The sequence below is a fragment of the Rhizobium sp. BK376 genome, assembly GCF_004341625.1.
Taxonomy (GTDB): domain Bacteria; phylum Pseudomonadota; class Alphaproteobacteria; order Rhizobiales; family Rhizobiaceae; genus Rhizobium.
This window is the reverse complement of record NZ_SLZG01000001.1, coordinates 650492-672477: the sequence shown is the minus strand read 5'-3', so window position 1 is coordinate 672477 and position 21986 is coordinate 650492. Positions and strand designations below refer to the sequence as shown.

General features: G+C 59.5%; 22 protein-coding genes. 7 read left to right on the top strand and 15 right to left on the bottom strand.

Annotation, left to right across the window (positions count from 1 at the left end; genetic code table 11):
- Positions 1-46: 46 nt before the first annotated feature.
- Both EV561_RS03425 and EV561_RS03420 read right to left on the bottom strand, forming a co-directional pair.
- A complete protein-coding gene (locus tag EV561_RS03425; protein WP_132517587.1) occupies positions 47-2377 on the bottom strand; it encodes a glucose/quinate/shikimate family membrane-bound PQQ-dependent dehydrogenase in 2331 nt (776 codons plus the stop codon).
- A 241-nt stretch (positions 2378-2618) separates the two neighbouring features.
- Entirely contained in the window at positions 2619-4124 is a 1506-nt protein-coding gene (locus EV561_RS03420; protein ID WP_132517585.1) for a protein adenylyltransferase SelO, read from the bottom strand.
- A 94-nt stretch (positions 4125-4218) separates the two neighbouring features.
- Here EV561_RS03420 and EV561_RS03415 point away from each other — a divergent pair, with 94 nt between their 5' ends.
- Together EV561_RS03415 and EV561_RS03410 are read left to right on the top strand one after the other, a co-directional pair.
- On the top strand, positions 4219-4479 hold the full coding sequence (locus EV561_RS03415; RefSeq protein WP_132517583.1) for a ribbon-helix-helix domain-containing protein: 261 nt from the start codon (positions 4219-4221) through the stop codon (positions 4477-4479).
- Positions 4480-4482: 3 nt separating this feature from the next.
- Positions 4483-4791 carry a type II toxin-antitoxin system RelE/ParE family toxin gene (locus EV561_RS03410; RefSeq protein ID WP_132517581.1) on the top strand — a complete coding sequence of 103 codons (309 nt, stop codon included), beginning with the start codon at positions 4483-4485 and terminating at the stop codon, positions 4789-4791.
- A gap of 18 nt (positions 4792-4809) precedes the next feature.
- Here EV561_RS03410 and EV561_RS03405 read toward each other — a convergent pair whose 3' ends face one another.
- Positions 4810-5001: a hypothetical protein gene (locus tag EV561_RS03405; protein WP_132517579.1), complete on the bottom strand. Its 192-nt coding sequence runs from the start codon at positions 4999-5001 to the stop codon at positions 4810-4812.
- 25 nt (positions 5002-5026) lie between these two features.
- Positions 5027-5983, bottom strand: coding sequence for a homocysteine S-methyltransferase family protein (locus EV561_RS03400; RefSeq protein WP_132517577.1), 957 nt, complete (start codon positions 5981-5983; stop codon positions 5027-5029).
- Between the two features lie 225 nt (positions 5984-6208).
- Here EV561_RS03400 and EV561_RS03395 point away from each other — a divergent pair, with 225 nt between their 5' ends.
- Positions 6209-6820: a TetR/AcrR family transcriptional regulator gene (locus EV561_RS03395; protein WP_132517575.1), complete on the top strand. Its 612-nt coding sequence runs from the start codon at positions 6209-6211 to the stop codon at positions 6818-6820.
- An 87-nt stretch (positions 6821-6907) separates the two neighbouring features.
- On the top strand, positions 6908-7174 hold the full coding sequence (locus EV561_RS03390) for a type II toxin-antitoxin system ParD family antitoxin (RefSeq protein WP_132517573.1): 267 nt from the start codon (positions 6908-6910) through the stop codon (positions 7172-7174).
- Between the two features lie 25 nt (positions 7175-7199).
- Here EV561_RS03390 and EV561_RS03385 read toward each other — a convergent pair whose 3' ends face one another.
- The 3 genes from EV561_RS03385 to EV561_RS03375 are packed head-to-tail and all read right to left on the bottom strand — an operon-like array spanning position 7200 to position 10460.
- Complete coding sequence (locus EV561_RS03385) at positions 7200-7727, bottom strand: DUF1697 domain-containing protein (protein WP_132517571.1); 528 nt, start codon at positions 7725-7727, stop codon at positions 7200-7202.
- Positions 7728-7753: 26 nt separating this feature from the next.
- A complete protein-coding gene (locus tag EV561_RS03380) occupies positions 7754-8353 on the bottom strand; it encodes a class I SAM-dependent methyltransferase (RefSeq protein ID WP_245512573.1) in 600 nt (199 codons plus the stop codon).
- A gap of 13 nt (positions 8354-8366) precedes the next feature.
- The gene (locus EV561_RS03375; protein ID WP_132517567.1) at positions 8367-10460 is read right to left on the bottom strand and encodes a S9 family peptidase; all 2094 of its coding nucleotides are present in this window, start codon (positions 10458-10460) and stop codon (positions 8367-8369) included.
- A gap of 292 nt (positions 10461-10752) precedes the next feature.
- Between EV561_RS03375 and EV561_RS03370 the strand changes: the two genes are divergently transcribed.
- Positions 10753-11139, top strand: a complete 387-nt coding sequence (locus EV561_RS03370) for a DUF930 domain-containing protein (protein WP_132517565.1) — start codon at positions 10753-10755, stop codon at positions 11137-11139.
- A 33-nt stretch (positions 11140-11172) separates the two neighbouring features.
- Here the strand turns inward: EV561_RS03370 and EV561_RS03365 are convergent, their stop codons facing one another.
- The 6 genes from EV561_RS03365 to EV561_RS03340 all read right to left on the bottom strand — a co-directional run bounded on the left by EV561_RS03365 (position 11173) and on the right by EV561_RS03340 (position 17168).
- The gene (locus tag EV561_RS03365) at positions 11173-12438 is read right to left on the bottom strand and encodes a DUF4010 domain-containing protein (RefSeq protein ID WP_132518086.1); all 1266 of its coding nucleotides are present in this window, start codon (positions 12436-12438) and stop codon (positions 11173-11175) included.
- Between the two features lie 77 nt (positions 12439-12515).
- The gene (locus EV561_RS03360) at positions 12516-13601 is read right to left on the bottom strand and encodes an acyltransferase (protein WP_132517563.1); all 1086 of its coding nucleotides are present in this window, start codon (positions 13599-13601) and stop codon (positions 12516-12518) included.
- A 464-nt stretch (positions 13602-14065) separates the two neighbouring features.
- A complete protein-coding gene (locus EV561_RS03355) occupies positions 14066-14386 on the bottom strand; it encodes a chaperone modulator CbpM (RefSeq protein WP_132517561.1) in 321 nt (106 codons plus the stop codon).
- Between the two features lie 2 nt (positions 14387-14388).
- A complete protein-coding gene (locus tag EV561_RS03350) occupies positions 14389-15300 on the bottom strand; it encodes a J domain-containing protein (protein ID WP_132517559.1) in 912 nt (303 codons plus the stop codon).
- Positions 15301-15675: 375 nt separating this feature from the next.
- On the bottom strand, positions 15676-15957 hold the full coding sequence (locus tag EV561_RS03345) for a hypothetical protein (protein ID WP_132517557.1): 282 nt from the start codon (positions 15955-15957) through the stop codon (positions 15676-15678).
- Between the two features lie 212 nt (positions 15958-16169).
- A complete protein-coding gene (locus tag EV561_RS03340) occupies positions 16170-17168 on the bottom strand; it encodes an ABC transporter substrate-binding protein (RefSeq protein WP_132517555.1) in 999 nt (332 codons plus the stop codon).
- Positions 17169-17830: 662 nt separating this feature from the next.
- Here EV561_RS03340 and EV561_RS03335 point away from each other — a divergent pair.
- Together EV561_RS03335 and EV561_RS03330 are read left to right on the top strand one after the other, a co-directional pair.
- Entirely contained in the window at positions 17831-18121 is a 291-nt protein-coding gene (locus EV561_RS03335; RefSeq protein WP_132517553.1) for an HdeA/HdeB family chaperone, read from the top strand.
- A 425-nt stretch (positions 18122-18546) separates the two neighbouring features.
- Positions 18547-19335: a polysaccharide deacetylase family protein gene (locus tag EV561_RS03330; RefSeq protein WP_132517551.1), complete on the top strand. Its 789-nt coding sequence runs from the start codon at positions 18547-18549 to the stop codon at positions 19333-19335.
- Between the two features lie 62 nt (positions 19336-19397).
- Here EV561_RS03330 and EV561_RS03325 read toward each other — a convergent pair whose 3' ends face one another.
- Both EV561_RS03325 and EV561_RS03320 read right to left on the bottom strand, forming a co-directional pair.
- The gene (locus EV561_RS03325) at positions 19398-20699 is read right to left on the bottom strand and encodes an FAD-dependent oxidoreductase (RefSeq protein ID WP_132517549.1); all 1302 of its coding nucleotides are present in this window, start codon (positions 20697-20699) and stop codon (positions 19398-19400) included.
- Between the two features lie 42 nt (positions 20700-20741).
- Positions 20742-21914, bottom strand: a complete 1173-nt coding sequence (locus tag EV561_RS03320; RefSeq protein ID WP_132517547.1) for an AI-2E family transporter — start codon at positions 21912-21914, stop codon at positions 20742-20744.
- Positions 21915-21986: the final 72 nt, after the last annotated feature.

Genomic DNA, 21986 nt, shown 5'->3' with positions numbered 1-21986 from the left:
GCCTGTCCGGGCCTTGCGCGTCGATGCCGATCACCGATTGGAATGCTTAGGGCAGCGTATAGGAAATGACGTAGTCTCCAGCCTTCGTGCCGAGCGAGCCGTGGCCGCCGGCGACGATCACCACATATTGCTTGTCGCCGACCGCATAGGTCATCGGCGTGGCCTGGCCGCCGGCCGGAAGGCGGGCTTCCCAGAGTTGCTGGCCCGTCGTCACGTCATAGCCGCGCAGATAGTTGTCGACGGATGCAGCAAGGAAGGCGACGCCGCCCTTGGTGACGATTGGTCCGCCAATACCGGGCACGCCGACCTTGAAGGGCAGCGGCAGCGGCGTCATGTCATGCACCGTGCCGTTCTTGTGCATGTACGCGATCCGGCCGGTGCGAAGGTCGGCGCCCGCGACATAGCCCCACGGCGGGGCCTGGCAGGGAACGCCGATCGGCGACAGGAACGGACCCATGAACACGCCGTAGGGCGCGCCCTCATTGCGGTTCAGCCCTTCTTCGCTGGCCTTTTCGTCCTGTCCCTTCGGCGGAATCTGGCTGGCGGGAACGAGCTGCGAGGTGAAGGCGAGATAGGTCGGCATGCCGAACATGATCTGCCGCTCCGGATCGACGGCGATGCCACCCCAGTTGAAGGTCCCGAAATTGCCGGGATAGATGATGGAACCCTTCAGCGATGGCGGCGTGTAGCGGCCTTCATAATTGAGTTGATGAAAGCGGATGCGGCAGGCGAGCTGGTCGAAAAGGGTAATGCCCCACATGTCCTTTTCCTTCAGCGGATCGGGCATGAAGCTCAGCGAGGACAAGGGCTGGGTCGGAGACGAATGGTCTTCTTGTATGGTTCCACTGGGTGCGGGCACCTCCCTGACCGGAATGATCGGCTGGCCGTTACGTCGGTCGAGAACGTAGATATCACCCTGCTTGGTGGCGGCGACGAGCGCCGGCACGGTACTGCCATCAGGCTTGGTGATGTCGAGTAGGGAGGGTTCAGCCGGCACATCCATGTCCCAGAGATCGTGATGAACCATCTGGCGCACCCACTTGGCCTGTCCGGTATTGATGTCGAGCGCGACGACGGAGGATGAGTATTTCTCGACATTGGCGCTACGGTTCATGCCGAGCTGGTCGGGCGGCTGGTTGCCGAGAGGCACATAGATCATCCCAAGCGCCTCGTCGACGCTGGAGATCGACCAGCTGTTCGGCGAGTTGGTGGTGTAGGTCTGTCCGGACGGCAGCGGCGCCGTCTGGTCGGGATTGCCCGAATCCCAGTTCCAGAGCAGTGCACCGGTGTTGATATCGAAAGCCCGGATGACGCCGGACTGCTCCTGCGTCGAATAATTGTCGTTGACGGCACCCCCGACGATGATCTTACCGGCGACGGCGACGGGCGGCGACGTCGAATAATAGTAGCCGGCCGGATTGAACTTCATGTTCTGGGTTAGGTCCAGCGTGCCCTTGTTGGCAAAGCTGGCACAGACCCGGCCATTGGCGGCATCAAGCGCAATCAGCCGGGCATCCGAGGTCGGCAGGTAGACGCGATCGGCGCAGGGCGTTCCCGGTGCCGCCGATGGTTCGTGATAGTAGGTGACGCCCCGGCAGGTTTGGTGCTGGCGGTTGGGGTTCATGCCGGAACTGGAATCGTATTTCCATTTCTCCTTGCCGGTCGCCGCATCGATGGCGACTGCCCAATTATGCGGCGTGCAGAGGTAGAGCGTGTCTCCGATTTTCAGAGGCGTGACCTGATAGGTCGTCTCGCCCACGTCGTCCGGCCGCCGCTTGTCGCCCGTCTCATATTGCCAGGCCACTTTCAGGCTGGCGACGTTGGAGGGCGTGATCTGGTCGAGCGGCGAGTAGCGCTGACCAAGCGGCGTGCGGCCATACTGGTGCCATTCGCCGGGCGGAACGCTGTCAGTAGGTGCAGCGCTCGCCGTGACGACACCGGGCAGGGACCCCTCGAGATCGTGCGGATCCGTCGTCATCGAGTAGCCCGCTGCAATGATGCCGAGAATGACAGGAACGGCCAATGGCCACGGATTGGCGGGGTAGAACCCGGTCGAGCTTCGAAAGCCGAGCGGCCTGCGGATCCACGGCGTCAGCAGCCACAGCCCCAGGAGGATGATGAGGCCCCCGCGCGGACCGAGTTGCCACCAGTCGAAGCCAACCTCCCATATCGCCCATATCAGCGCTGCGAGAACAAGAAACGCATAGACCCACAGCGCGATGGCCTGCCGCATCATCAGCAGCACGGCCGTGATCAGGAACATCAGCCCGGCGAAGAGATAAAACGGGCTGCCATCGAGAGCGATGAGCCAGCCACCTCCGCCGCTAAGCGCCAGTCCAATGAGGATGAATAGGATGGAGGTGAGGACGATCGCCATGAACGCAGTCTCCCGCTGATCGAAGGCAGGCAAGGACACGACGGAGGGTTGCAAAAAAATAGTTCGCCATCCGACAGAAACGCAGATAGCGCGAAGAATGGGGCTTTCAATGGCCGGAAACAGGCTGTGGTGATTATAGAAAATCGAGGAATTTCAGCGGATTTACGGGCACGAAGCCCGTTGATCCGGGACCTCGCGGAGGCCTGTCAACGGGCGCGTTCAATCCTTCCGAAAGCGATCCTCAGGTGCCGCAGAATGTCTGCAGCACCCGTTCGGAGGGCTGCGGCGGTTCGGCATAGGGCGCAAAATCAGGCTGATCCTCGTAGGGCTTGGCAAGGACAACGAGAAGCGCCTCGAACAGCGAGAAATCACCGTCTTCGACCGCCGCTTCGATTGCCTGTTCGATCCGATGGTTGCGCGGAATGAAGGCAGGGTTGACCTGCCGCATGGCTTTCGCCCTTTCCGCCGGGGATTGCGGGTCGCGAGAGAGACGCTCGTGCCAGCGGGTCAGCCACGGACTGACCGCCTCGGGCATTTTGAAACTGCCTGCAAAAGCCGCTTCGTTCGCGTGGGTTTCGGCAGAGGCCGAAAGGCGGCGGAAGGTGAGGGTGAAGTCCCCTTCCTGCTCGTGCATCAATGCAAGCAGCGCCTGGACGAGATCGAGATCGCCGTCTTCGCCGGTCACAAGGCCGATCTTGCGACGCATGCCCTCCAGCCAATGGGCCTGGAAGCGCTCGCCATAACCCTTGATGACCGCGTTTGCCAGATCCACCGCCTTGTCCTGATCGGTGTCGAAGAGCGGCAGCAAGGTCTCGCCCAGCCGCGCCAGGTTCCACTGCCCGATCGCCGGCTGGTTGGCATAGGCATAGCGTCCGTTGCGGTCGATCGAAGAGAAGACCTTTGCCGGATCGTAGGTGTCCATGAAGGCGCAGGGACCGAAATCGATCGTTTCCCCTGAAATGGTCATATTGTCCGTATTCATCACGCCATGGATGAAGCCGACATGCAGCCAACGCGCGATCAGCGACGCCTGCCGCTCTGCTACCATCTCGAACAGGGCGAGATAGGGGCGAATGCTTTCCTTGGCCCGAGGGTAGTGGCGGTCGATGACATAGTCGGCAAGCGTCTTGACGCCTTCGGTATCCCCCCGCGCGGCGAAGAACTGGAAGGTGCCGACGCGGATATGGCTCGGGGCCACGCGGGTGAAGACCGCGCCGGGTAGGACCTCCTCGCGATAGACCGGCTGGCCTGTGGTGACGGCGGCCAGCGCCCTTGTCGTCGGAAGGCCGAGCGCATGCATGGCCTCGCTGACGATATATTCGCGCAACACCGGCCCGAGTGCGGCGCGGCCATCCCCACGGCGTGAAAACGGCGTCTGTCCGGCACCCTTCAGCTGGATATCGCGGCGATTGCCGTCGCGGTCGACGACTTCGCCAAGCAGAATTGCCCGCCCATCGCCAAGCTGCGGCACGAACTGACCGAACTGATGGCCGGCATAGGCCATGGCCAGGGGCTCCGCGCCCGATGGCACGATATTGCCGGAAAATATCTGCGCGCCGTCGCAGCGCAGGGCTTCGACATCAAGCCCAAGCTCTTCGGCAAGCGCCTCGTTCAGCTTGATCAACTGCGGCGCGGTCGCCGCCGAGGGAACCTGCCGCGCAAAGAAATGCGCGGGCAGCTTGATATAGCTGTTGTCGAACGAAAAGGGCGCCTGAAGCGCGGTGCTGTCGTCAAGGGAGAGGCTCATGGACCTAAGGTAGGGTCGCGGGCAAGGTGGCGCAAGGCGATTGTTGATGGTAGGATATAATCCTACTTTATCCTCCCGCACAAAGGAGAGTGACATGAACGAGAAGCTGAGTATCACCCTGCCGACGGAAATGGTGAACCTTATCAAGACGAGGGTGGAAGCGGGGGATTATGCCTCCACCAGCGAAGTGCTGCGCGAGGCGATGCGCGTCTGGATGCGGCAGGAGGAAGAACACCGGGAACGCATCGCTTCCATTCGGGCGCGCGTCAAATCTTCGTTGGACGATCCAAGGCCAAATCTGACCGGCGAGGAAGTAAAGGCTAAGCTTTCCGATTTCTTTGAGAAGCATCGCTGATTTATGAAGCGATATCCGGTTGAATATCGACCGAGGGCTTCCGAAGATCTCCTCGACATTGCGGCTTACATTCTCGACCAGAGCCGGAACATAAACACGACAGAAAGCTATCTTGATCGCATCCAGGCTCGATGCACAAGGATCGGCGACGCCCCTCTCGGTGGCGTCGCGCGCGAAGACCTTGGCCCTGGTATCCGCATGACCGTCTTCGAAAAGAGTGTGGTGATCCTCTATACGATCGAGGCTGAAACCGTCTGGATCACCAACGTCTTCTCCGGCGGCAGGGATTACGAGACCCTGTTGAAAGCCTGAGAGCGCTTCCGGCAGGTGTCAGAACCGCCACTCATCCTTTTCATGCAGCCGTCCGTCGCGGTGAAAGCCGATATCCTCTTCCGTATGCGAATCCAGAGTGTCGAAGTGGGGGAACCCTTTGGTCGGCCGCGAGCGTAACCTCGTAAAGAGGGTATTGATTATGGGCAGCAGACCATGCTGCTCGTTCGACTGTGGTTGTACCTTCGTCATCGTCCCATTCCTTTTTTAGTTTGTATCAGGCGCTTGCCGCTCGCTGCGGCAGGCAGGCCTCGCAGATGGCCGCGATGTGCCGCTCATCTGTGCCGCAGCAGCCGCCAAGAACGCGCATATGCGGCATGCGGCTGACGAGATGGCTGTACCGGCGTCCAAGGTCTGCAGGATCGCCTGCATCCAGCGTATCGCTCTCGTCCAGTTCGGTGTGGCTCATTTTCGAGGCATTGGCCCTGAGCCCTGCTATGCGCTTGATCCAGCGGCTGTCATGATCTAGTACGCCCTCGAAATGGCTCGGATGGGCGCAGTTGATCATGTAATAGGCCGGTGCCGCATTCGTGGCGGCATCGACGCTCTCGATCGCGTCGCGGAGCGTACGTCCGGTTACAAGATGACCGTTTGTCTCCACGGTGAAGGAGATCACACAAGGCATGTGGTATTTCTTGGCCGCGGTTGCAATACCGATTGCCTCGTCAATGTTGGTTAAAGTGAGTGCCGTCACCATATCGGCTTCCGTGCCGGCGAAAGTGGCGATCTGCGCGCTGTGATAGTCCTCTGCCTCGGCGGCACCCATGTCGCTGGCCTTGTAGCCGTCGCCGCGCGGTCCGATCGGGCCGTTTATGACGATCGGCACCTGAGGCCGCTCATATTCACGGCGCAGATCAATCAGCAAATCGACTGCGCTCTCGTTCAGCGCCTTCAGCGCCTGAGCGTCATAGCCGAGCTTTTCGCCCCAGTCCGCATTGGCGCGCCATGTGGCGGTATCGAGGATGAAGCCCGTCCCGTGCTGGCGGGCAATCGCCAGATAACGCCGATAGTACTGCTTCAGCTGCTCGCGTCCCTCCGGCCGTTCCAGAAGAATGACGGATGCAAAATGCGGCAATTCCACGCCATCCTGGAAGATGAGGCTTGTTTCCATGCCCCCGTCGCTCAGGAATAATCCATCGCTGATTTGCGGCAGGCTGTTCCTATACTTAGCCATGTTGATCTCCAGCTTTCGCTTGTCGTTTGACCTTCGCAATGTGGGGCATAGTCAGGAGGATGGCGTATTATCGCATGCTAAAATAGAAGGCTTGCGGTACACTTAAGCAAGAAAACTTGATCGTTATGCCGATTCAAGGGCTTAAGGGCCAGGTTTCGAGAAATGGAGAGGATGACTTTGGGTTAGTCGGTCTAGGGAACCGCACCGCCGGTACAGGAGTCGCTAATGCGTAAGGGTGAAGAAACGCGTGTCAGGATCCTGGAAGTTGCGGAGGCTGCCGTCCTTGCCAAGGGCTTCGGCGGAACCTCGATCGACGAACTGATCGCCGAAACCGGTATCACCAAGAGTGGCTTCTTCTACCATTTCCGTGACAAGAACGAACTCGCCAAAGCATTGCTCTATCGCTACATCGAGGCCGATGAGAAGATCTACGACGACATCTTCGGCCGCGCCCGCGAACTCGTGGATGATCCGCTGCAATCTTTCTTGCTGGGCCTGAAGCTTCTTTCGGAACTCCTTGCCGACCTACCGAATGGCCACCCCGGCTGCCTCGTCGCGACCATGTGCTATTACGAGCGCGCCTTCGACCGGGAAATCCAGGCGATCAATCGCGAGGCGGCACTGATGTGGCGCCGGCGCTTCCGTGGCATGTTTGAGGAAATCACGGCAGTCCATACGCCGCGCGAGCCCCTTGATGTCGACCAGCTCGCCGACATGGTCTCGACCGTCGTCGAAGGCGGAATCGTCATTTCAAAGGCGCTGAAGGAGCCCAGGGCGCTTGCAGATCAGGTTCTGGTATTTCGCACACTGGTCAAACTGCTTTTCCACCCTATGTAGGGGTTCCATCACGCTTTGTGACAGCGCGTTGTCTGACCGTTGAGCCGGTGGTATATTGCGCGCCGCACGCTTCCACGGGAGGTTTACATGCCAATGAACGAGAAGCTGACAGTCGAACTCTCCAAAGCACAGGCAGGCGCCCTCCGCCGGGCGGTCGCATCGAGCACCTATATCGATACCGACGAAATCATGGCTGAAGCCTTGAACGATTGGTTTGCCAAGCGCGATGCCATGGCGAGCGATATCGAATTGCTGAGAAGGCTTTACAACGGCAGCGCGGCCCGAGGGGAAGTATGCCCGGTTGATTTTACCGGCCTCCGCAAGGCTTCGCATCAACAGTTGAGAAGCGCCTAGCGCTTCCCGGATATTAAACGGGCGATCATCCCTCACCATCCTCGAGCGCGGCTGCCATTTCGGCAAGCTTGATCGTGGTGTTGAGATTTCGTGAGGTGCCGACCTTGAGCGCGGGAAGCTTCAGCTTCGACCGGCCCGACCCGTTTGGATAATGCACATAGATCTCCCGACCGGCGATGCTCACCTCTTCGCCATCCGGGGCGACAAGCTTGTCCAGCGCATCCTTAGGCGGCGGTTCGGGCAGGAAATAGACGAGCAGGAAACTCGGCTTGGCATGCGGAAAGGGCGATCCCCCGGCTGCAGCATCGAGTTCTTTCCGGCTGCGCAGCATCACGCCCGGCGACGCCCCCATTCTCTCGGCAAGCGCTGTCTCAAGCCGCTTCTGGACGCTTGCCTTCGGCTCATCGGAACGGAAGACTACATTGCCGCTCTGGATGTAGGTGGTGACATCGGTAAACCCGAGCCCCTCGCAGATCGCTTTCAATTCGGCCATCGGCAGGGCGCCGGTACCGCCAACGTTGACGGCTCTGAGCAGTGCGACATAGGCGGGCATTCGTTTCCTTTCCAGGCTTCTCCGCTCTATTTGCCTTTGATCGCCATCACGTAGAGCCAGTCGGTTGGCTTGCCATCATAGCCACCCCAACGATCCGCCACGAGCGAAATGTCTTCCCAGGCGACAGTCGAATAGAGCTCTCGCAACCAGTTCTCCGAGGGGTAATTGTAGTACCTGCCGAACTGGTCGCGCCCTTCCGCGTCCCCTGCCTTGAAGCTGGCGAAGAAAGCGCCGCCCGTCTTCAGGGCGATATGAATGCGCAAGATAATTCCCGGCAAATCGACCCGTGGCACATGGAGGAGGCACGCATTTGCCCATATCCCGTCGAATGCCTCGACCGCGTCGAGATCATTGAACAGGAGGTGCGCCACCGGCCTTCCCAGGCGCTTTTCGGCGGCCTCTGCCATCTCAGGCGTTCCATCCGTGGGGCTTACATCGAAGCCTTGAGATATCATCACCTCGCTGTCCTGCCCCGCGCCGCATCCGAGTTCGAGAACGGAGCCTCCGGCAGGTAACACGGACATGAATCTATCGAGATGGCGGTAGTTCGGCTTTGCGCCCCTCGATGCGTAGGCGACAGCCTCCGTGGCATAAAACCTTAGGGTATTACCATCCTGTGCCGTCACGGATATCTCCCGGTCACATCTTGCCCGCGACCTTGATCGCAAACGCATATTCGAACGCGATCTCTTCCAGCCGCTGGAAGCGTCCGGAGGCGCCGCCGTGGCCGGCGTCCATGTTGGTCTTGAGCAGGATCGGTCCGTCGCCCGTCGTCTTGTCGCGCAGCTTGGCGACCCATTTTGCCGGTTCCCAGTAGGTGACGCGGGGGTCGGTCAGGCCGCCGAGCGCCAGGATCGGCGGATAGGGATTTGCCTCGACATTGTCGTAGGGCGAATAGCTGGCGATCTGGTCGTATTCTTCCTTGCTCTCGATCGGGTTGCCCCATTCCGGCCATTCGGGCGGGGTGAGCGGCAGCGTGTCGTCGAGCATGGTGTTCAAAACGTCGACGAAGGGAACGGCAGCGATGAGGCCGGCGAACTTTTCCGGTGCCATGTTGGCGACCGCGCCCATCAGCATGCCGCCGGCCGAGCCGCCTTCCGCAATGATGCCGGCGTAAGACGTGAACTTCTCTTGATTCAGATAGTCGGCGGCCGCGATGAAGTCCTTGAAGGTGTTGGTCTTCTTGCCCATCTTGCCGTCTTCGTACCAGGCAAAGCCCTTGTCCTTGCCGCCGCGGATATGGGCGATGGCATAGACGAAGCCGCGATCGGCGAGTGAGAGGCAATTGGTATTGAAGCCGGCGGGAATGGTGATGCCATAGGCGCCGTAGCCATAGAGCAGGCAGGGCGCAGAACCGTCGAGCGGCGTATCCTTGCGATAGAGCAGGGTTACAGGCACCTGTTCGCCGTCCCAGGCCGGCGCAAAGACGCGACGGGTGACATAGTCGTCAGGATTGTGGCCTGACGGCACTTCCTGCGTCTTCAGGAGTGTGCGTTCGCGCGTCACCATGTTGTAGTCGTATAACTGCGACGGCGTCGTCATCGACGAGTAGGAGAAGCGGATGACATCGGTGTCGTATTCGGCAGCACCCTGCAGGCCGAGCGAATAGGCCTCCTCTTCGAAGGCGATGGCATGTTCCTCGCCGCTGCGGCGATCGCGGATGATGATCTGCGGCAGGCCGTCCTTGCGCTCCAGCCAGAGAAGATGGCGGGCATAGGCCATGTGCGACAGGATCAGCGTGCCGGGCTTGTGCGCCACCACCTCGCGCCAATGTTCCTTCTCTGGCGTGGCGACAGGCGCCTCCATGATCTTGAAATCCTTGGCGCCGCCATCATTGGTGAGGATGTAGAAGACGTCGCCGCCCTCGGTCATCTCGTATTCGATGCCGGTCTCACGCGCTGCAACAACCTTCGGCTCCGCCGTCAGGTCCTTGGTGGAGAGGATGCGGTATTCAGATGTCTCGTGGTCGTGAATGTCGATGAACACATAGTCGTCGAGCAGCGAGCCGCCGACGCCCATGAAGAAGCCCGCGTCGTCTTCCTCGTAGACCAGCCTGTCCTGAGATTGCGGCGTGCCGACGACGTGATGAAAGACCTTCGACGGCCGGTGGTTCTCGTCCAGCGCCGAATAAAGGAAGCTTTTGCCATCGGGCGCCCAGACGCCCCCGCCACCGGTATTCTCGACGATATCAGGCAGGTCTTCGCCGGTTTCGAGGTTGCGGATCTTCAGCGTGAAATATTCCGACCCCTTGTCGTCATAGCCCCAGATGCCGTGGCTGTGGTCGGTGGAATGGTCGATGCCGGAGAGACGGAAGTAGGACTTGCCGGCATTTTCCTTGTCGCCGTCAAGCAGGACTATCTTCTCGCCGCCATCGCGGGGCGTGCGGAAATAATGCGGCTGCTCGCCGCCGGTCACATAGAGCGTGCCATAGGCGAAAGGGCCGTCCTTCACGGGAACGGAGGAATCATCTTCCTTGATGCGGCCCTTCATCTCGGCAAAGAGCGTCTTCTGCAGGTCCTTGGTGTCGGCCATGGCAGCGTTCATGTAGATGTTTTCCGCTTCCAGATGCTTGCGGATATCGGCGTCGAGGATCGAGGGATCCTTGAACATGGCCTGCCAATTGTCGGCGCGCAGCCAGGCGTAATCATCGGTGCGGGTAATGCCGTGGCGTGTGTCGCTGGCCGGCCGCTTCGGGGCTTCGGGGGCGGCGGGAAGATCCTTGAATATCGGCACGGCGATCGCTTTCTGCTCTAAGCTTGTGAAGGCTGCTGGTGGAAGAGAGATAGAGACCGGCACGCGCCGGATCAAGCGCCAACTGGCCTCCTCCATCCTCGCGCAAGCAAGCCTCTGTATGGTTTCCTGATTCAGCGGAATGCGGCAACGTGGCTCCACGTTGCCTTGATGTCACCACATTCTTTAACAAAGTGCCGTAGCCTTGGGACAAGTCTGTTCAAGCGTTTAGGCGGGTTTTTGCCTTGTTTTGCGCCTGATTCGGGCTTGGAAATAAGCAAGGGACTAGTGATTCATGCTGAAATTCGTCGCCGTTCTGCTGCCGGCCGTCTGCCTCGCGACCTCTTCTTTTGCGGTCGATCCGAAGATCAAGCAGCAGCTGCAGAAGCTCGATCCTTCCGAGCGCATGGAACAGAGCTGCGACACGGAGGCGATGCGCAAGATCGCAGCTGAAGACGGCTATAAGCCCGACAAGGTGATCGCCTACACCTTCAGCGACCCCGACATGGGCGAGAACTCGATCAAGGCACCGGGCGCCGTCTTCCGCAGCAAGGGCGACTGGTATCATCTCACCTACGATTGCGTGACAGGCCCCCATCACATCAACGTGCGCTCGCTGGATTTTCAGATCGGCCAGAAGGTGCCGCGCGATACCTGGACGAAATATTACCTCTACGATTGACGCCGCTGCCTGTCCCTAGGCGAGCCGGTTTCATCAGCTGATCATGGTCGCACCAGCATAACCGGCGGCGCCGGCAACGATGCCGATGATCGTTGCGATGCTGAACGGTATTGAGTAACCGCGATCGCCGAAAACAATGGCGAGCACCATCTTCACGATCAGATTGACGGCTGCAGCCAAGAGGATCGCGGTCGCAGCGATTTCCTTGGTGAGCACCGAGCCAACCATCTGCGCCGTCGACAAGGTGATGGCATCGACATCGGCGACCCCCGAAAGCAGGGCGACGCCGTAGATCGTCGATGTGCCGACGCGCTCGATCATCACGCGCGACAGGCACATGATGATGCCAAGGAACGCCCCGAACCGAAGCACCGTCATGAGTTCGAAGGGATTGTCCAGATGGACATCAGCGGCACCCTTTTCGGACGCCGACCGCCTCGCCAGCCAGAAACTCGCCACGAGAAGGACGAGAATGACGGGAGCGAGCGCCACGGCCAGCAGCGGCACGAGAACGGGAGCCATGATGCCGCTGATGACAAGCACGCGCCCGATCGATAGCGCCCCCGCGATCGAGGCTCCCGCCGCAAGGTTGGTTGCGGCTTGTGCGCTTGCGGCGGACATGCGGGCGAAGGACAGGGTGACGGCGGTCGACGAGATGAAGCCGCCGGCAGCACCGCTGAACAGGATCCCGTATTTCGGTCCGACGATGCGTATCGCGAGATAGCCGGCATAGGAAATGGCGGCGATCATGATCGTCAGCAGCCAGAGCTGGAACGGATTGATGGAATTCCAGGGGTCGACCGTCCTGTCGGGCAAGAGCGGCAGCGCCACCAGCGTCATCGCCAAAAGCACGAGTGCGGCCCTGAGTTCGAGCCAGGTAAGATTTCTAAGGAATCCGTGCAGGCTGTGGCGCGCGGCGAGCAGCGCCGTCGCGGCGACGCCGCCGGCCGCCGCGACCGACATGTTCGAAACAACAGCCACGGTTCCCAGCGCGAAAACGACGAGCGCGGCCACCACGCTGGTGACGCTGTAATCCTGGCTCTGCTCTGCTTCAAATCTCTTGAAGACCACGAAGGCGATGCCGAACACGACGAGCAGGGCAGCCGGCAGCATGGGACCGACGAATGGCTGCAGAAACCCGGCGAGCCCGCCGAGAAAACCGGTAAGGCCGAAGGTTCGGATGCCCGCGGTTCGCTTCCCCGCCGCCTCCTCGCGCTCCTGCCACCCGCGCTCGATGCCCACGAGGACGCCGATTGCAAGCGCAAGACTAAGACGCTGGAATGCCTCGATGATATCCATTGCCCGATGGTAGCGGATTGCGCCTACCGGCGGCATCTATCTTTAGTCGTAGCCGAATTTTCGCAAGTCGTCGCAAATCAGGCGGCGGCGACCGCTTCCTGACGCGGGCGCCATAGTCGGCGTAGGCCGTTCTGCGCCCTGACCTCGAAGAGCATGTAGCTCACCGTGGCAAATACGACAGCTATCGCGAAATATATCGCGATGACCAAGTAGAAGCCGATCGCATGAGGAAGCTTCGTTTCCGCTGCCACAAGGATCTTCGGAAAAAGCGTGACCAGCAGCGCATGAACGAGGTAGAGCGAATAGGAAATCTTGCCGAGGAAATACGAAACCGGATTGTCGAATATCGATTTGGCAATGGGTCCTTCGAAGGACGAGGAAAAGACGAGAACGGCGATGCCAATATAGGTTATCTCGTCACCGAGGCCGCCATAGATCGAGATGCCGATCAGCAAGAGCGAGGCCGCAACCGCAATATCCCACTTGCGTTTGTGCTTCGTTACCAGCGGCGCAACCTTGAAGAAACTCATACCGATGACAAAGCCGCACAATGCACGCAATGTCGGATAGTACGTATCGCCGAAAACCACGTCGAGTCGTCCTTCGACGCCGATATTCAAGGAGGCTATGAGCAAAATACCGGCGTAGGCGACAACAAGGCTTACGATCGCCGATGTGATGTTGCGCAGGACGGCAAGGACCAAGAACGGGAACACGATATAGCAGAAGACTTCAACGCAGACCGACCATGAGGGACCGATGATGGGTCGGGCATTGATCGCCCAAGTCCCCAGCATGAAAAAGTTCGATATGAAGTCGACAGGCGTGAAGTGGCCGAGTGCGCCGTCGCCGCTGACGTTGACGATCAGCTTTGCGATGTAGAGCAGCATCAGGGCGAAATAGGCAGGATATATTCGGCAGAACCGCCGATACATGAACTGAAGGTAGTCCCGCCACTGGAAGCGATGCTGAAATGTCTTCGCATAGCTGAACGCCAGCACGAAACCGCTCAGGATGAAGAAGGCGTCGACCGACATATAGGCGCCGCTGAACGTCAGTGGACTGGAAGGCGCGATCGTCTTGAAGGTGACAAAGTGGTAAAGGGCAATGAGGGAAGCGGCCAGACCTCTGATGCCCGTAAACGTTCTAATTTCTTTCGCCATACCACCATGATCCAAAAAATAGTGCGGACAAAGGCCATCTCACCTGTCGATATCGACCCTGCCGATATCGACAACGCGCATGGCCAGCCAAAATATGCTTGAAAACGCCAATGACGCTCTCGTTTTAAGCAATACGATGTAGTCTTCGTTTGTCGGCTAGATATAATTCAGTAATTCTGAAAGAACATCCGGCCACAGGTTCGCACAACAATTTCGGAAAGAATAGTCGTGCCGCGCTAAAAATAACCAAAAGGTTAATCGCGTGGTTCAAATGCAATACTTCGTTACCGCACCGATACCAAAGCATCTCGCGCAAAGGTGTGAAGCGGTTTTGCGACAACGACATGCAGCAACAAGGACCTAAAGTGCGGCAAGCGAATCCTAGAGATCGCGACGCGCTTTAGGTCCGGCAGCATGGTATGCGGCACCCAAATCCGTCAGCGGACGGGTCTTCGCCGCGATCTCTATTCGGCGATAGTTTCTATTTTGGCAACGATGCGCCGCCTTACCGCTTCATCTTCCGCGTTCAGCGCCTCGACCAGTTCGCGCAGCGTGCCGCGCAGGCTGTGGACCTGGTCGAGCAGATCCATGGCGACATCCACGCCTGCCTCGTTGACCCCCATCGTATCGATGAGATCGAGGATCAGGCGGCCGCGCGCGACATCGGCGTCGCGAAATTGCCGCCCCTTTTCCGTCGACCGTGGAACGACCCAGCCCTGTTCGACCCAGACGTCCAGCACGGTCACGTCGATCTTCAGGCAGACACGGAATTCAAGCTCGTCCATGGTCATGCTCCCATGTTCTTTCTCGGATCATATGTCTTGCCTGCCTCCCAACCCTCCACGAAGGCGGTGAGAGCGGCATCGGCTCCTTCGGGGAGCACGACCTTCAACGTCGCATAGGCGTCTCCGGCTTCGCCATTGCGCTTCGGCACGCCCTTGCCCTTGAGACGCAAGGTCTTGCCGGTATTCGAATTGGGCGCAAGCGTAACGGCAACGGCGCCGCCCGGGGTCGGCACGCGGATCTTGCCGCCGAGCACCGCTTCGCTGAGCGAGATCGGCAATTCGAAACGGATGTCGTCGCCATCGCGGGTGAAGAAGCGATGTGGGCGAACATGGACCTCGATCAGCGCATCGCCGGCTTGCCCTGTGCCGATGCCGGGCTCGCCCTTGCCGCGCAGGCGCAGGGTCTGGCCGTCGCGCGTGCCGGGCGGAATGCGGACGTCAAGCGCCGGACCGTCAGGCAGCGTGATCTGCGTCGTGGTGCCGTTGATGGCATCCAGGAAATCGACTTCCATGGAATAGTGACGGTCCTGTCCCGGCATTCCCGTCTGTCCTCGGCTGCGGCGTGTGAAGAAGCTGGAGAAGAGATCGTCCGCATCGCCGAAATCGGCAAAGCCGCCGCTATTGTGATAGGGACCGTTCGGACCCTCGGCATTGGCATAGTCTCGATAATAGTTGCGCGGCGCCTGCTCGACGCCGTCGATATCGATCTCGCCACGGTCGAAGCGGCCACGCTTCTCCTCGTCGCCCACGATGCCATAGGCGGCCGACACCTGCTTGAATTTTTCCTCGGCCTTGCTGTCGCCGGGGTTGAGGTCTGGATGCAGCTTCTTGGCAAGCTTCCGGTACGCGCTCTGGATTTCTTTTTGCGACGCGTCCTTTTTCACCCCAAGAAGCTCGTAGGGATCACGGCTCATGGATGTCTCCGATTGGTTAAGCGGAAAGATATGTATCGCCCGCTATCAAGACAACCGCCGTGGCCAGCATTTGTTGGCTGTATGGGGACGCTTGTAACCAGATGCGACCCCTCGCCAATCAGCGCAACGGCACTGAAGAAGGAAGAAGGCCTGCTTCCGGCGCTGGCCGAGCTCGACAATCAGCTCTGTGAATATCGTGGAAAAGTGATCATCCACATGGGAATATGGTATTATTAGGAATATAATATATTCCGTAGCCCATTTGGGAGATGCATGGGCCTGGGGCCGTTGCCGGACATTAGATGAGATCTGGCAGCGGTCTCCCCTGTTTGGGCCCCCTTGTCCCACACCGGGACGCGTTACGTGCCCTGGCGGCTAATTTTGATAAGGGTTAGCGGCCCCAGCCTGCGCTGCGATGCTCGATTGCGCCTCGACCTGCGATTTCGCCCTGAGCAAGGTTTCCGCAAGCGATCGGCATTGTCCCGGCGTCAGCGTAAGTTGCAGGTGCTCAGTGGTATGCGACTGCATTCCTTCCATGTCCTCCGCATAGCCTATGCGCAGGATGACCGCGACCCCGGGGATCAAATGCGTCTCATAGTCCAACAAAGGGGAAATTTTTACATTTCCCGCTTCGTTCAGTTCCACTTCGCCGCTCATCTTGCATCACTTTCGCATTGAGTCGTCATTGACCCAACCGATCATGGCATGGAGACTATTGCAAGCACGTTAAGGATGCAAAGGAGCGCGGGTGATGAAATCAGCCATCTCCTGTCGCTGACGGTGGCATAGGCGGCGGACAACTGCTTGCGGCTATCCCGGCGAAACGCATCCGCCGGGCCCTCATTCAAAATCGCCCGTTCAGATCCGGCTCAAAGCGCAGCTTTCACCTTGGCGGCAACATCCGGGCTCACCCATTTCGTCCAGACGTCTTCCCGCGTCTTCAGAAACTGGCGGGCCGTGTCCTCGTTGGTTCCCTGGTTGTCGGTCTGCCAGGCGAGGATGCTGTTGACGGTGTCGTTGGTCCATTTGCGGGTCTTGAGATAATCAATCGCAACGCCCGCCTTGTCTGCGAAGGACTTGGTGACGACGGTGTACACCTCGGAGACCGGATAGGAATTGACCTTCGGATTGGCGCAATTGGTCACCGAGGTGCAGGCGTCCCATTCCGCCTTGTCATGCGGAACGCCGAAGGAGAGGCGCACCATCTCGTATTTGCCGAGGATGGCGGTCGGCGACCAGTAATAGCCGAGCCAGCCGGTCTTGTGCTCGAAAGCGTTGGCGATCGTGCCGTCGAGGCCGGCGGCCGAGCCGGTGTCGACGAGCTTGAAGCCCTTCTTCTCCATGTCGAGCGCCCGGTAGAGATTTTCGAGCGACGACTGGCATTGCCAGCCGGGCGGGCAATCGTAGATCGCGGCCTTGGACGGATCGTCGGGCGCTGGGAAAAGTTCGGGATGCTTCAGCGCGTCCTGAACCGTCTTGATGTCGGGATGCGCGTCGGCGATGAATTTCGGGATCCACCAGCCGTCCTGGCCGCCGTCGGAGAGCAGGGGGGCGGCAATGACGAGCCGGTCTTCGGAGACGGCCTTGTCGAGCGGCGTGCGGACCGCATTGATCCAGAGCTCAGGTGCTACGTCGGGCTGGCCCTTTTCGTCCATGGAGGTGAAGGTCGGCAGCGTGTCGCCGGTGACGAGATCGACCGAGCAGCCATAGCCGTTTTCGAGGATGATCTTGTCGACATTCGCCGCAACGCCGGCGGATGCCCAGTTCATCTCGGCGATCGATACCGAGCCGCAAGCGGCATTCGCCGATCCCACCAGGCCGCCAAGGAGTCCCGCTGCCAGCAGCGCGGACGCGATGAGCTTTTTCATTTCAACATCTCCAGGTCTTGTCATTGCAATTCACTACCCGGACGCTGTGCACAAAAACCGGGCGTCTGCCCCTTCAGACGGCGGGGCACCTGCGAACTATTGCGACGGCTGCAAGACGACCAGATGTCAGCGGTAGAAAATCAGCGCTTTCCCACAGGAGATGAACTTCGCGTATCTATTCGAGGGGCCGGCGTGATCGTGCCGTCATCGACATCGCCGGTCAGCGCGTCGAGCTTGTCACGGCGGAAAGTCCGAGATTAAGTCACGCCGAAGACTGGTAATTGGTTGGCGTGCCGAGCAGCTTTCCCGTTTCCGCCGATAGCGGCTTCAAACCGCCCAAGCCTTGCGAGTCCGAGGTTTGCGCAAGAAGCAGATCCTCCGGAAAGTTGTAAATCTCCATCAAAAATAGAATAATTTATATGTAGAAAATGCAATTATAACTGTATTATTGTGAGAATTGCCTCACGTTAATCGAATTAATTCCATAATTTTGATATTTGTACATACTGATTCAATGGAATTGTGGTATTCTCTTAGTTTGCTTTAGAGCGATTTTTGACCGATACGGTTGCGGTCGTGTCGTTCTTGCAATTCTCCAAAGCAAGGAATGCAATTGTTGGTACAACCACTTGCCCTGAGGGGCGAACTTTGGGAGGACGACCATGAGACGCTTGCTTTCAATCTCACTCGCACTCGCAGGTATCGGCTTGATTGGCCCGGCAATGGCCGCGGAAGTGGACATGTCGAAGCTGACCTGCAAGGAGGTCGGCGCAATGCCCGCGGCAAAGAAAATCGGTGTCGCGATGTGGGTGAACGGCTACGTTCACGGCAAAGCAGGCAACGCGATGATTGACGGCGACAAGGCACACGCCAACGCAGAAAAGGTTGCCGACTACTGCAAGGACAACCCCGGATCCACTCTGCCGGAAGCGCTTGAAGCGCTGAAGTCATAGAGCTGGAATAGGGTATCTCGGCCCCTCGCTCTGGAGCGCGTTGATGCCGCTATGACTGTGTAAAGGCGTCAAGGAAGTATCCCGCCCTTTATCGTGAACCGCGTCGGCGGGCTTCTTCCTTATCTTTCCGAACGAAACGTCTCGTCTCCGGGCAAACGGCCCGGCGGCGGGGCTATAACGCTGGATTTCAAAGAGCGCTGGGAGGGATCTCAAAATGGCGGCGCCACCTGACCGGCAATGGAAGATGCCGAAAACGCCGCGGTTCAAAATTACCGGAAAGTTCCGCGACCCTCGTGCAATATCTGTGGAACTGCCTTATTTCCGACGGCTTGCGGGCGGATGGCGTTGCCGGACGCAAGCGGCGGTATGTCGCCGAGCAAGATTTGCGCCGGACCTGCTTGTTATATCGAATGGTGGCCGCCTCCATGATCCGTCAGATCGCATTGTCAGTGCTACTGCTTTCCGCAGCCTCGGCCGCGTCAGCTGCAACGGTCGAGCCCTTGCCGACCCTGCCTAGCAAGCCAGTCCAGAATGCCTCGGCGATCAAGCTGGTGGAACCACATCTGCATGTGACACGATCGGGCAAGGGCGCGCCGCGCATCGCGCTGACCTTCGATGCCTGCATGGGCAAGACCGATCCGCGTATCCTCAATACGCTGCTCGAGCAACACATTCCGGCAACGATCTTCGTCACCGCCCGCTGGCTGAAGACCAATCCGGAAACGCTTGCCATCTTCCTTGCCCATCCCGAGCAGTTCGAGCTGGAGGATCACGGCCAGAACCATATCCCGGCCGTGGATCACCCGACCCTCGTCTACGGCATCCCTGCCGCCGGTTCGCCGGAAGCGGTTGCCCAGGAGGTAAAGGGTGGGGCGGACGCCATGGTCGCGCACGGCATTCCGCAGCCGCACTGGTTTCGCGGCGCCACCGCCAAATACAGCCTGTCCTCGATCGCGCAGATCCGCGCCATGGGATACCGCATCGCCGGCTATTCCGTGAATGGCGATGCCGGCGCCTCGCTGATCCCGAAAATGGTCGAGAAGCAATATGCCTCCGCCAAGGACGGCGACGTCATCATTTCGCACATCAACCAGCCGACCCATGCTTCAGGCGAGGGCGTGGCTGCAAGCATTCTGGCGTTGAAGGCGAAGGGTGTGCAGTTCGTTCGCCTGCAGGATATCGCCGAGAGCGGCGACGACGACACGACGCAGTGATGCGCTTTCCCAATTCTCGCTGAGGGCTAATACCTGAAGGCAAGCTGCGCTTTCCAGCGCGTTCAATGCGGTACGGTGGCCATGAGCGGGTCGCCCCCGCCGGCATAGTGCCGCATCCCCAATCCCGGTTCCGGCCGGTCAAGCGCGAAATCGTCGAACCAGTCGCGACGGGTATCGGTGACCATGGCGCCGATCATCAGCGCCGCCATGAAGGAGAAGGTGATACCGTTACCGCCATAGCCATAGGCAGCGAGCACGCGGGGCATAGCGGGAACTGGCCCGATCAGCGGCAATCCGTCCGACGTCGTGCCGAAAGTGCCGGACCAGGCATAATCGACGCGCGTATCCGCCTGCGCCCATAGCAGTTTCAATTTTTCCCGCAGGGTCGCGATCTTTTCCGGCACCTTGGCCTCGCGGGCCTGCGGATCGATCGTCTCGTCATCTTCCCCACCGATCACGATGCGATTGTCGGCCGTCGTGCGGGCATAGAGATAGGGATGGCTGTCCTCCCAGATCAGCGCCCGCTCGCGCCAGAGCCGCGACCGATCCTGGGGCACTGTTGCCATCGCCCAACTCGAGGTAGACCGATGCAGTTTCGGCATGTCGATACCAGGCATGCTGTAGCCGGTCGCCAGCACCACGTGTCTGGCCTCGATGGAGTAAGGCCCGTCCATCTCGACGGTAACCCGTTGGCCCTCGCTGTGAAGCTTGGTCGCCGAGGCGCTCACAAGCCGTGCGCCGCGCTTCAGGGCGACTTCCAGCAATCCCCAGGTGAGCAGCAGCGGGTCGACCTCGGCCGAGCCGGGCGAGAAAATGCCGCCATCCCGCTCGATCTCGAATTCCGTCATCAGATAGGGGTGCGAGAGATATTCGCCCGGCAGTCCCGCCCGATGCCGCAGTTCCAGCTCCTGCAGCAACTCACGGGCGCCTCCGGGGCTGCTGGTGAGATAGAGGGACGAGCGCGGGCGATATTTACAGATGATGTTGAGGCGATCGATCAGTTTTGCGAGGCCGGAAACGGCAACCGCGCTACGACGATAGATCGCCGCCGCCTTTTCGAAGCCGTAGAAGAGCGAGAGCTCGGAAAGCTGCGTGTCGGTCTCCCATTGCAGCATGGCGGTGCTTGCCGCCGTGCTGCCCAAGCCAGGCGTTTCCCGATCGATGACACAGACTGAAAGGCCGCGTGCCGTCAGATGTTCAGCAGCAAGCGCGCCGGTGATCCCGCCGCCAACGATTGCCACGTCAAAGGAGAGGCTTTGGCGAAGCGGCGCATAGATCGGCCTGGCCGCCGCCCGTCCCCAGAGGGAACGGCCATTGACCAACTGGCCTTGAGCAGACTGCGGAAGCGGCATCTCGGACGACATGATATGTGATGACTCCCCGGTCGTCGCATATATTGAAACCATCTATTTCGGCAGTTGCGGCTGAGCCTTTTCCTCGACGAACAGCTCGCTGACGACAGCCATCACGATCAGTGACAGCGGCAGCGCCAGCATAGCCCCAACGGCTCCCCACATCCATGTCCAAAATAGGATAGCTAGAAAAACAAGAAAGGGATTGAGCTCCAATTGTCGACCCATGACGGCAGGAAAAATCAGGTTTTCCATAGCAAGATGGAAGCAGAAGAATACCGCCGCCGGTATCAGCCCGATGATGAGCGTGTCGTGGGTCAGAATTCCGGCGATCGCAACCGAAGTTGTCATGACAGCAATCCCGAGGAAGGGCACGAAACTGGAGACGAAAGCAAAGATGCCCCAGAGAGCCGGCACGCTCAGCCCGCCGAAATAGGCAATGATCGTCATGACGACGCCGAGGCAGGCATAGATCAGCGCGGCGGTAGCGAAATAGAAGCCGAGCACCTGTTCAACCGCGTTGATGATGCGGATGGCGGCCAGACGGTGTTCGCGCGCCGAGAAGGCCATGATGATGGTCTTGCGCAGATTGACGCGGCCGACGAGAAACAGAAGCAGCGCTGCGAAGAAGACCAGTCCCTGGACAAGCGCCGGCGTCAGGTTGCCGGCGACGACATGCAGGATATTGCCGGTATTTTCCAGAAGCGCGTTGATCGACATCGGTCCGCTTTCGAAAGTCTGCGGCGTGATGTGCAACCATTTAATCCCTTCGAGGAAGGGCAATACACGATCGATCGACTTCTGGACCATGTCCGGTCCCTGCTTGGCGAGCGACCCAAGCGGTCCGACGATGGTATTGACCGCCAGGAATATGAGAAGTGCGACTGATGTCGACAGCAACAGTGCATTCAGGATGCGCGGCACACCGAGCTTGCTCAGTTTCTCTGCCACTAGGCCGAGGATCATGCCGACGACGACGGCAAGCGTGATCGGGATCAGGATGGTCGACATCAGGTAAAGGCCGGCGACCGCAAGGACGAGAAAGATGCCGATGATCGACCAGGCGGAAACGACATCAAGTCCGTCCTTCTCTACGCGACGGACCGGCGCCTCGTTCGCCATTTCCTCGGTGGCAGCTCTCAGCGTCCTTGCCCAGCTGCTGAGATGCATCTGGCGCTCGGCCGCCGTCTTTGCCGCCTGCTTGCGGATGCCACTGGCGATACCCATCCTGGTTTGTTTCCCCGAAGCCCCATTGCGTTGCGACATAAACGCGCTTGGGTCGGTTCTGTTCCAGCGACC

Excerpts from the sequence above, each read along its gene's own strand:
- EV561_RS03385 (WP_132517571.1), bottom strand. The coding sequence starts at position 7,727 with ATGCCCGCCTATGTCGCACTGCTCAGAGCCGTCAACGTTGGCGGTACC.
- EV561_RS03420 (WP_132517585.1), bottom strand. The coding sequence starts at position 4,124 with ATGAGCCTCTCCCTTGACGACAGCACCGCGCTTCAGGCGCCCTTTTCG.
- EV561_RS03345 (WP_132517557.1), bottom strand. The coding sequence starts at position 15,957 with ATGAGCGGCGAAGTGGAACTGAACGAAGCGGGAAATGTAAAAATTTCC.
- EV561_RS03370 (WP_132517565.1), top strand. The coding sequence starts at position 10,753 with ATGCTGAAATTCGTCGCCGTTCTGCTGCCGGCCGTCTGCCTCGCGACC.
- EV561_RS03350 (WP_132517559.1), bottom strand. The coding sequence starts at position 15,300 with ATGAGCCGTGATCCCTACGAGCTTCTTGGGGTGAAAAAGGACGCGTCG.
- EV561_RS03365 (WP_132518086.1), bottom strand. The coding sequence starts at position 12,438 with ATGGATATCATCGAGGCATTCCAGCGTCTTAGTCTTGCGCTTGCAATC.
- EV561_RS03330 (WP_132517551.1), top strand. The coding sequence starts at position 18,547 with ATGATCCGTCAGATCGCATTGTCAGTGCTACTGCTTTCCGCAGCCTCG.
- EV561_RS03390 (WP_132517573.1), top strand. The coding sequence starts at position 6,908 with ATGCCAATGAACGAGAAGCTGACAGTCGAACTCTCCAAAGCACAGGCA.
- EV561_RS03395 (WP_132517575.1), top strand. The coding sequence starts at position 6,209 with ATGCGTAAGGGTGAAGAAACGCGTGTCAGGATCCTGGAAGTTGCGGAG.
- EV561_RS03405 (WP_132517579.1), bottom strand. The coding sequence starts at position 5,001 with ATGACGAAGGTACAACCACAGTCGAACGAGCAGCATGGTCTGCTGCCC.
- EV561_RS03410 (WP_132517581.1), top strand. The coding sequence starts at position 4,483 with ATGAAGCGATATCCGGTTGAATATCGACCGAGGGCTTCCGAAGATCTC.
- EV561_RS03400 (WP_132517577.1), bottom strand. The coding sequence starts at position 5,983 with ATGGCTAAGTATAGGAACAGCCTGCCGCAAATCAGCGATGGATTATTC.
- EV561_RS03340 (WP_132517555.1), bottom strand. The coding sequence starts at position 17,168 with ATGAAAAAGCTCATCGCGTCCGCGCTGCTGGCAGCGGGACTCCTTGGC.
- EV561_RS03360 (WP_132517563.1), bottom strand. The coding sequence starts at position 13,601 with ATGGCGAAAGAAATTAGAACGTTTACGGGCATCAGAGGTCTGGCCGCT.
- EV561_RS03335 (WP_132517553.1), top strand. The coding sequence starts at position 17,831 with ATGAGACGCTTGCTTTCAATCTCACTCGCACTCGCAGGTATCGGCTTG.
- EV561_RS03415 (WP_132517583.1), top strand. The coding sequence starts at position 4,219 with ATGAACGAGAAGCTGAGTATCACCCTGCCGACGGAAATGGTGAACCTT.
- EV561_RS03325 (WP_132517549.1), bottom strand. The coding sequence starts at position 20,699 with ATGTCGTCCGAGATGCCGCTTCCGCAGTCTGCTCAAGGCCAGTTGGTC.
- EV561_RS03425 (WP_132517587.1), bottom strand. The coding sequence starts at position 2,377 with ATGGCGATCGTCCTCACCTCCATCCTATTCATCCTCATTGGACTGGCG.
- EV561_RS03355 (WP_132517561.1), bottom strand. The coding sequence starts at position 14,386 with ATGGACGAGCTTGAATTCCGTGTCTGCCTGAAGATCGACGTGACCGTG.
- EV561_RS03320 (WP_132517547.1), bottom strand. The coding sequence starts at position 21,914 with ATGGGTATCGCCAGTGGCATCCGCAAGCAGGCGGCAAAGACGGCGGCC.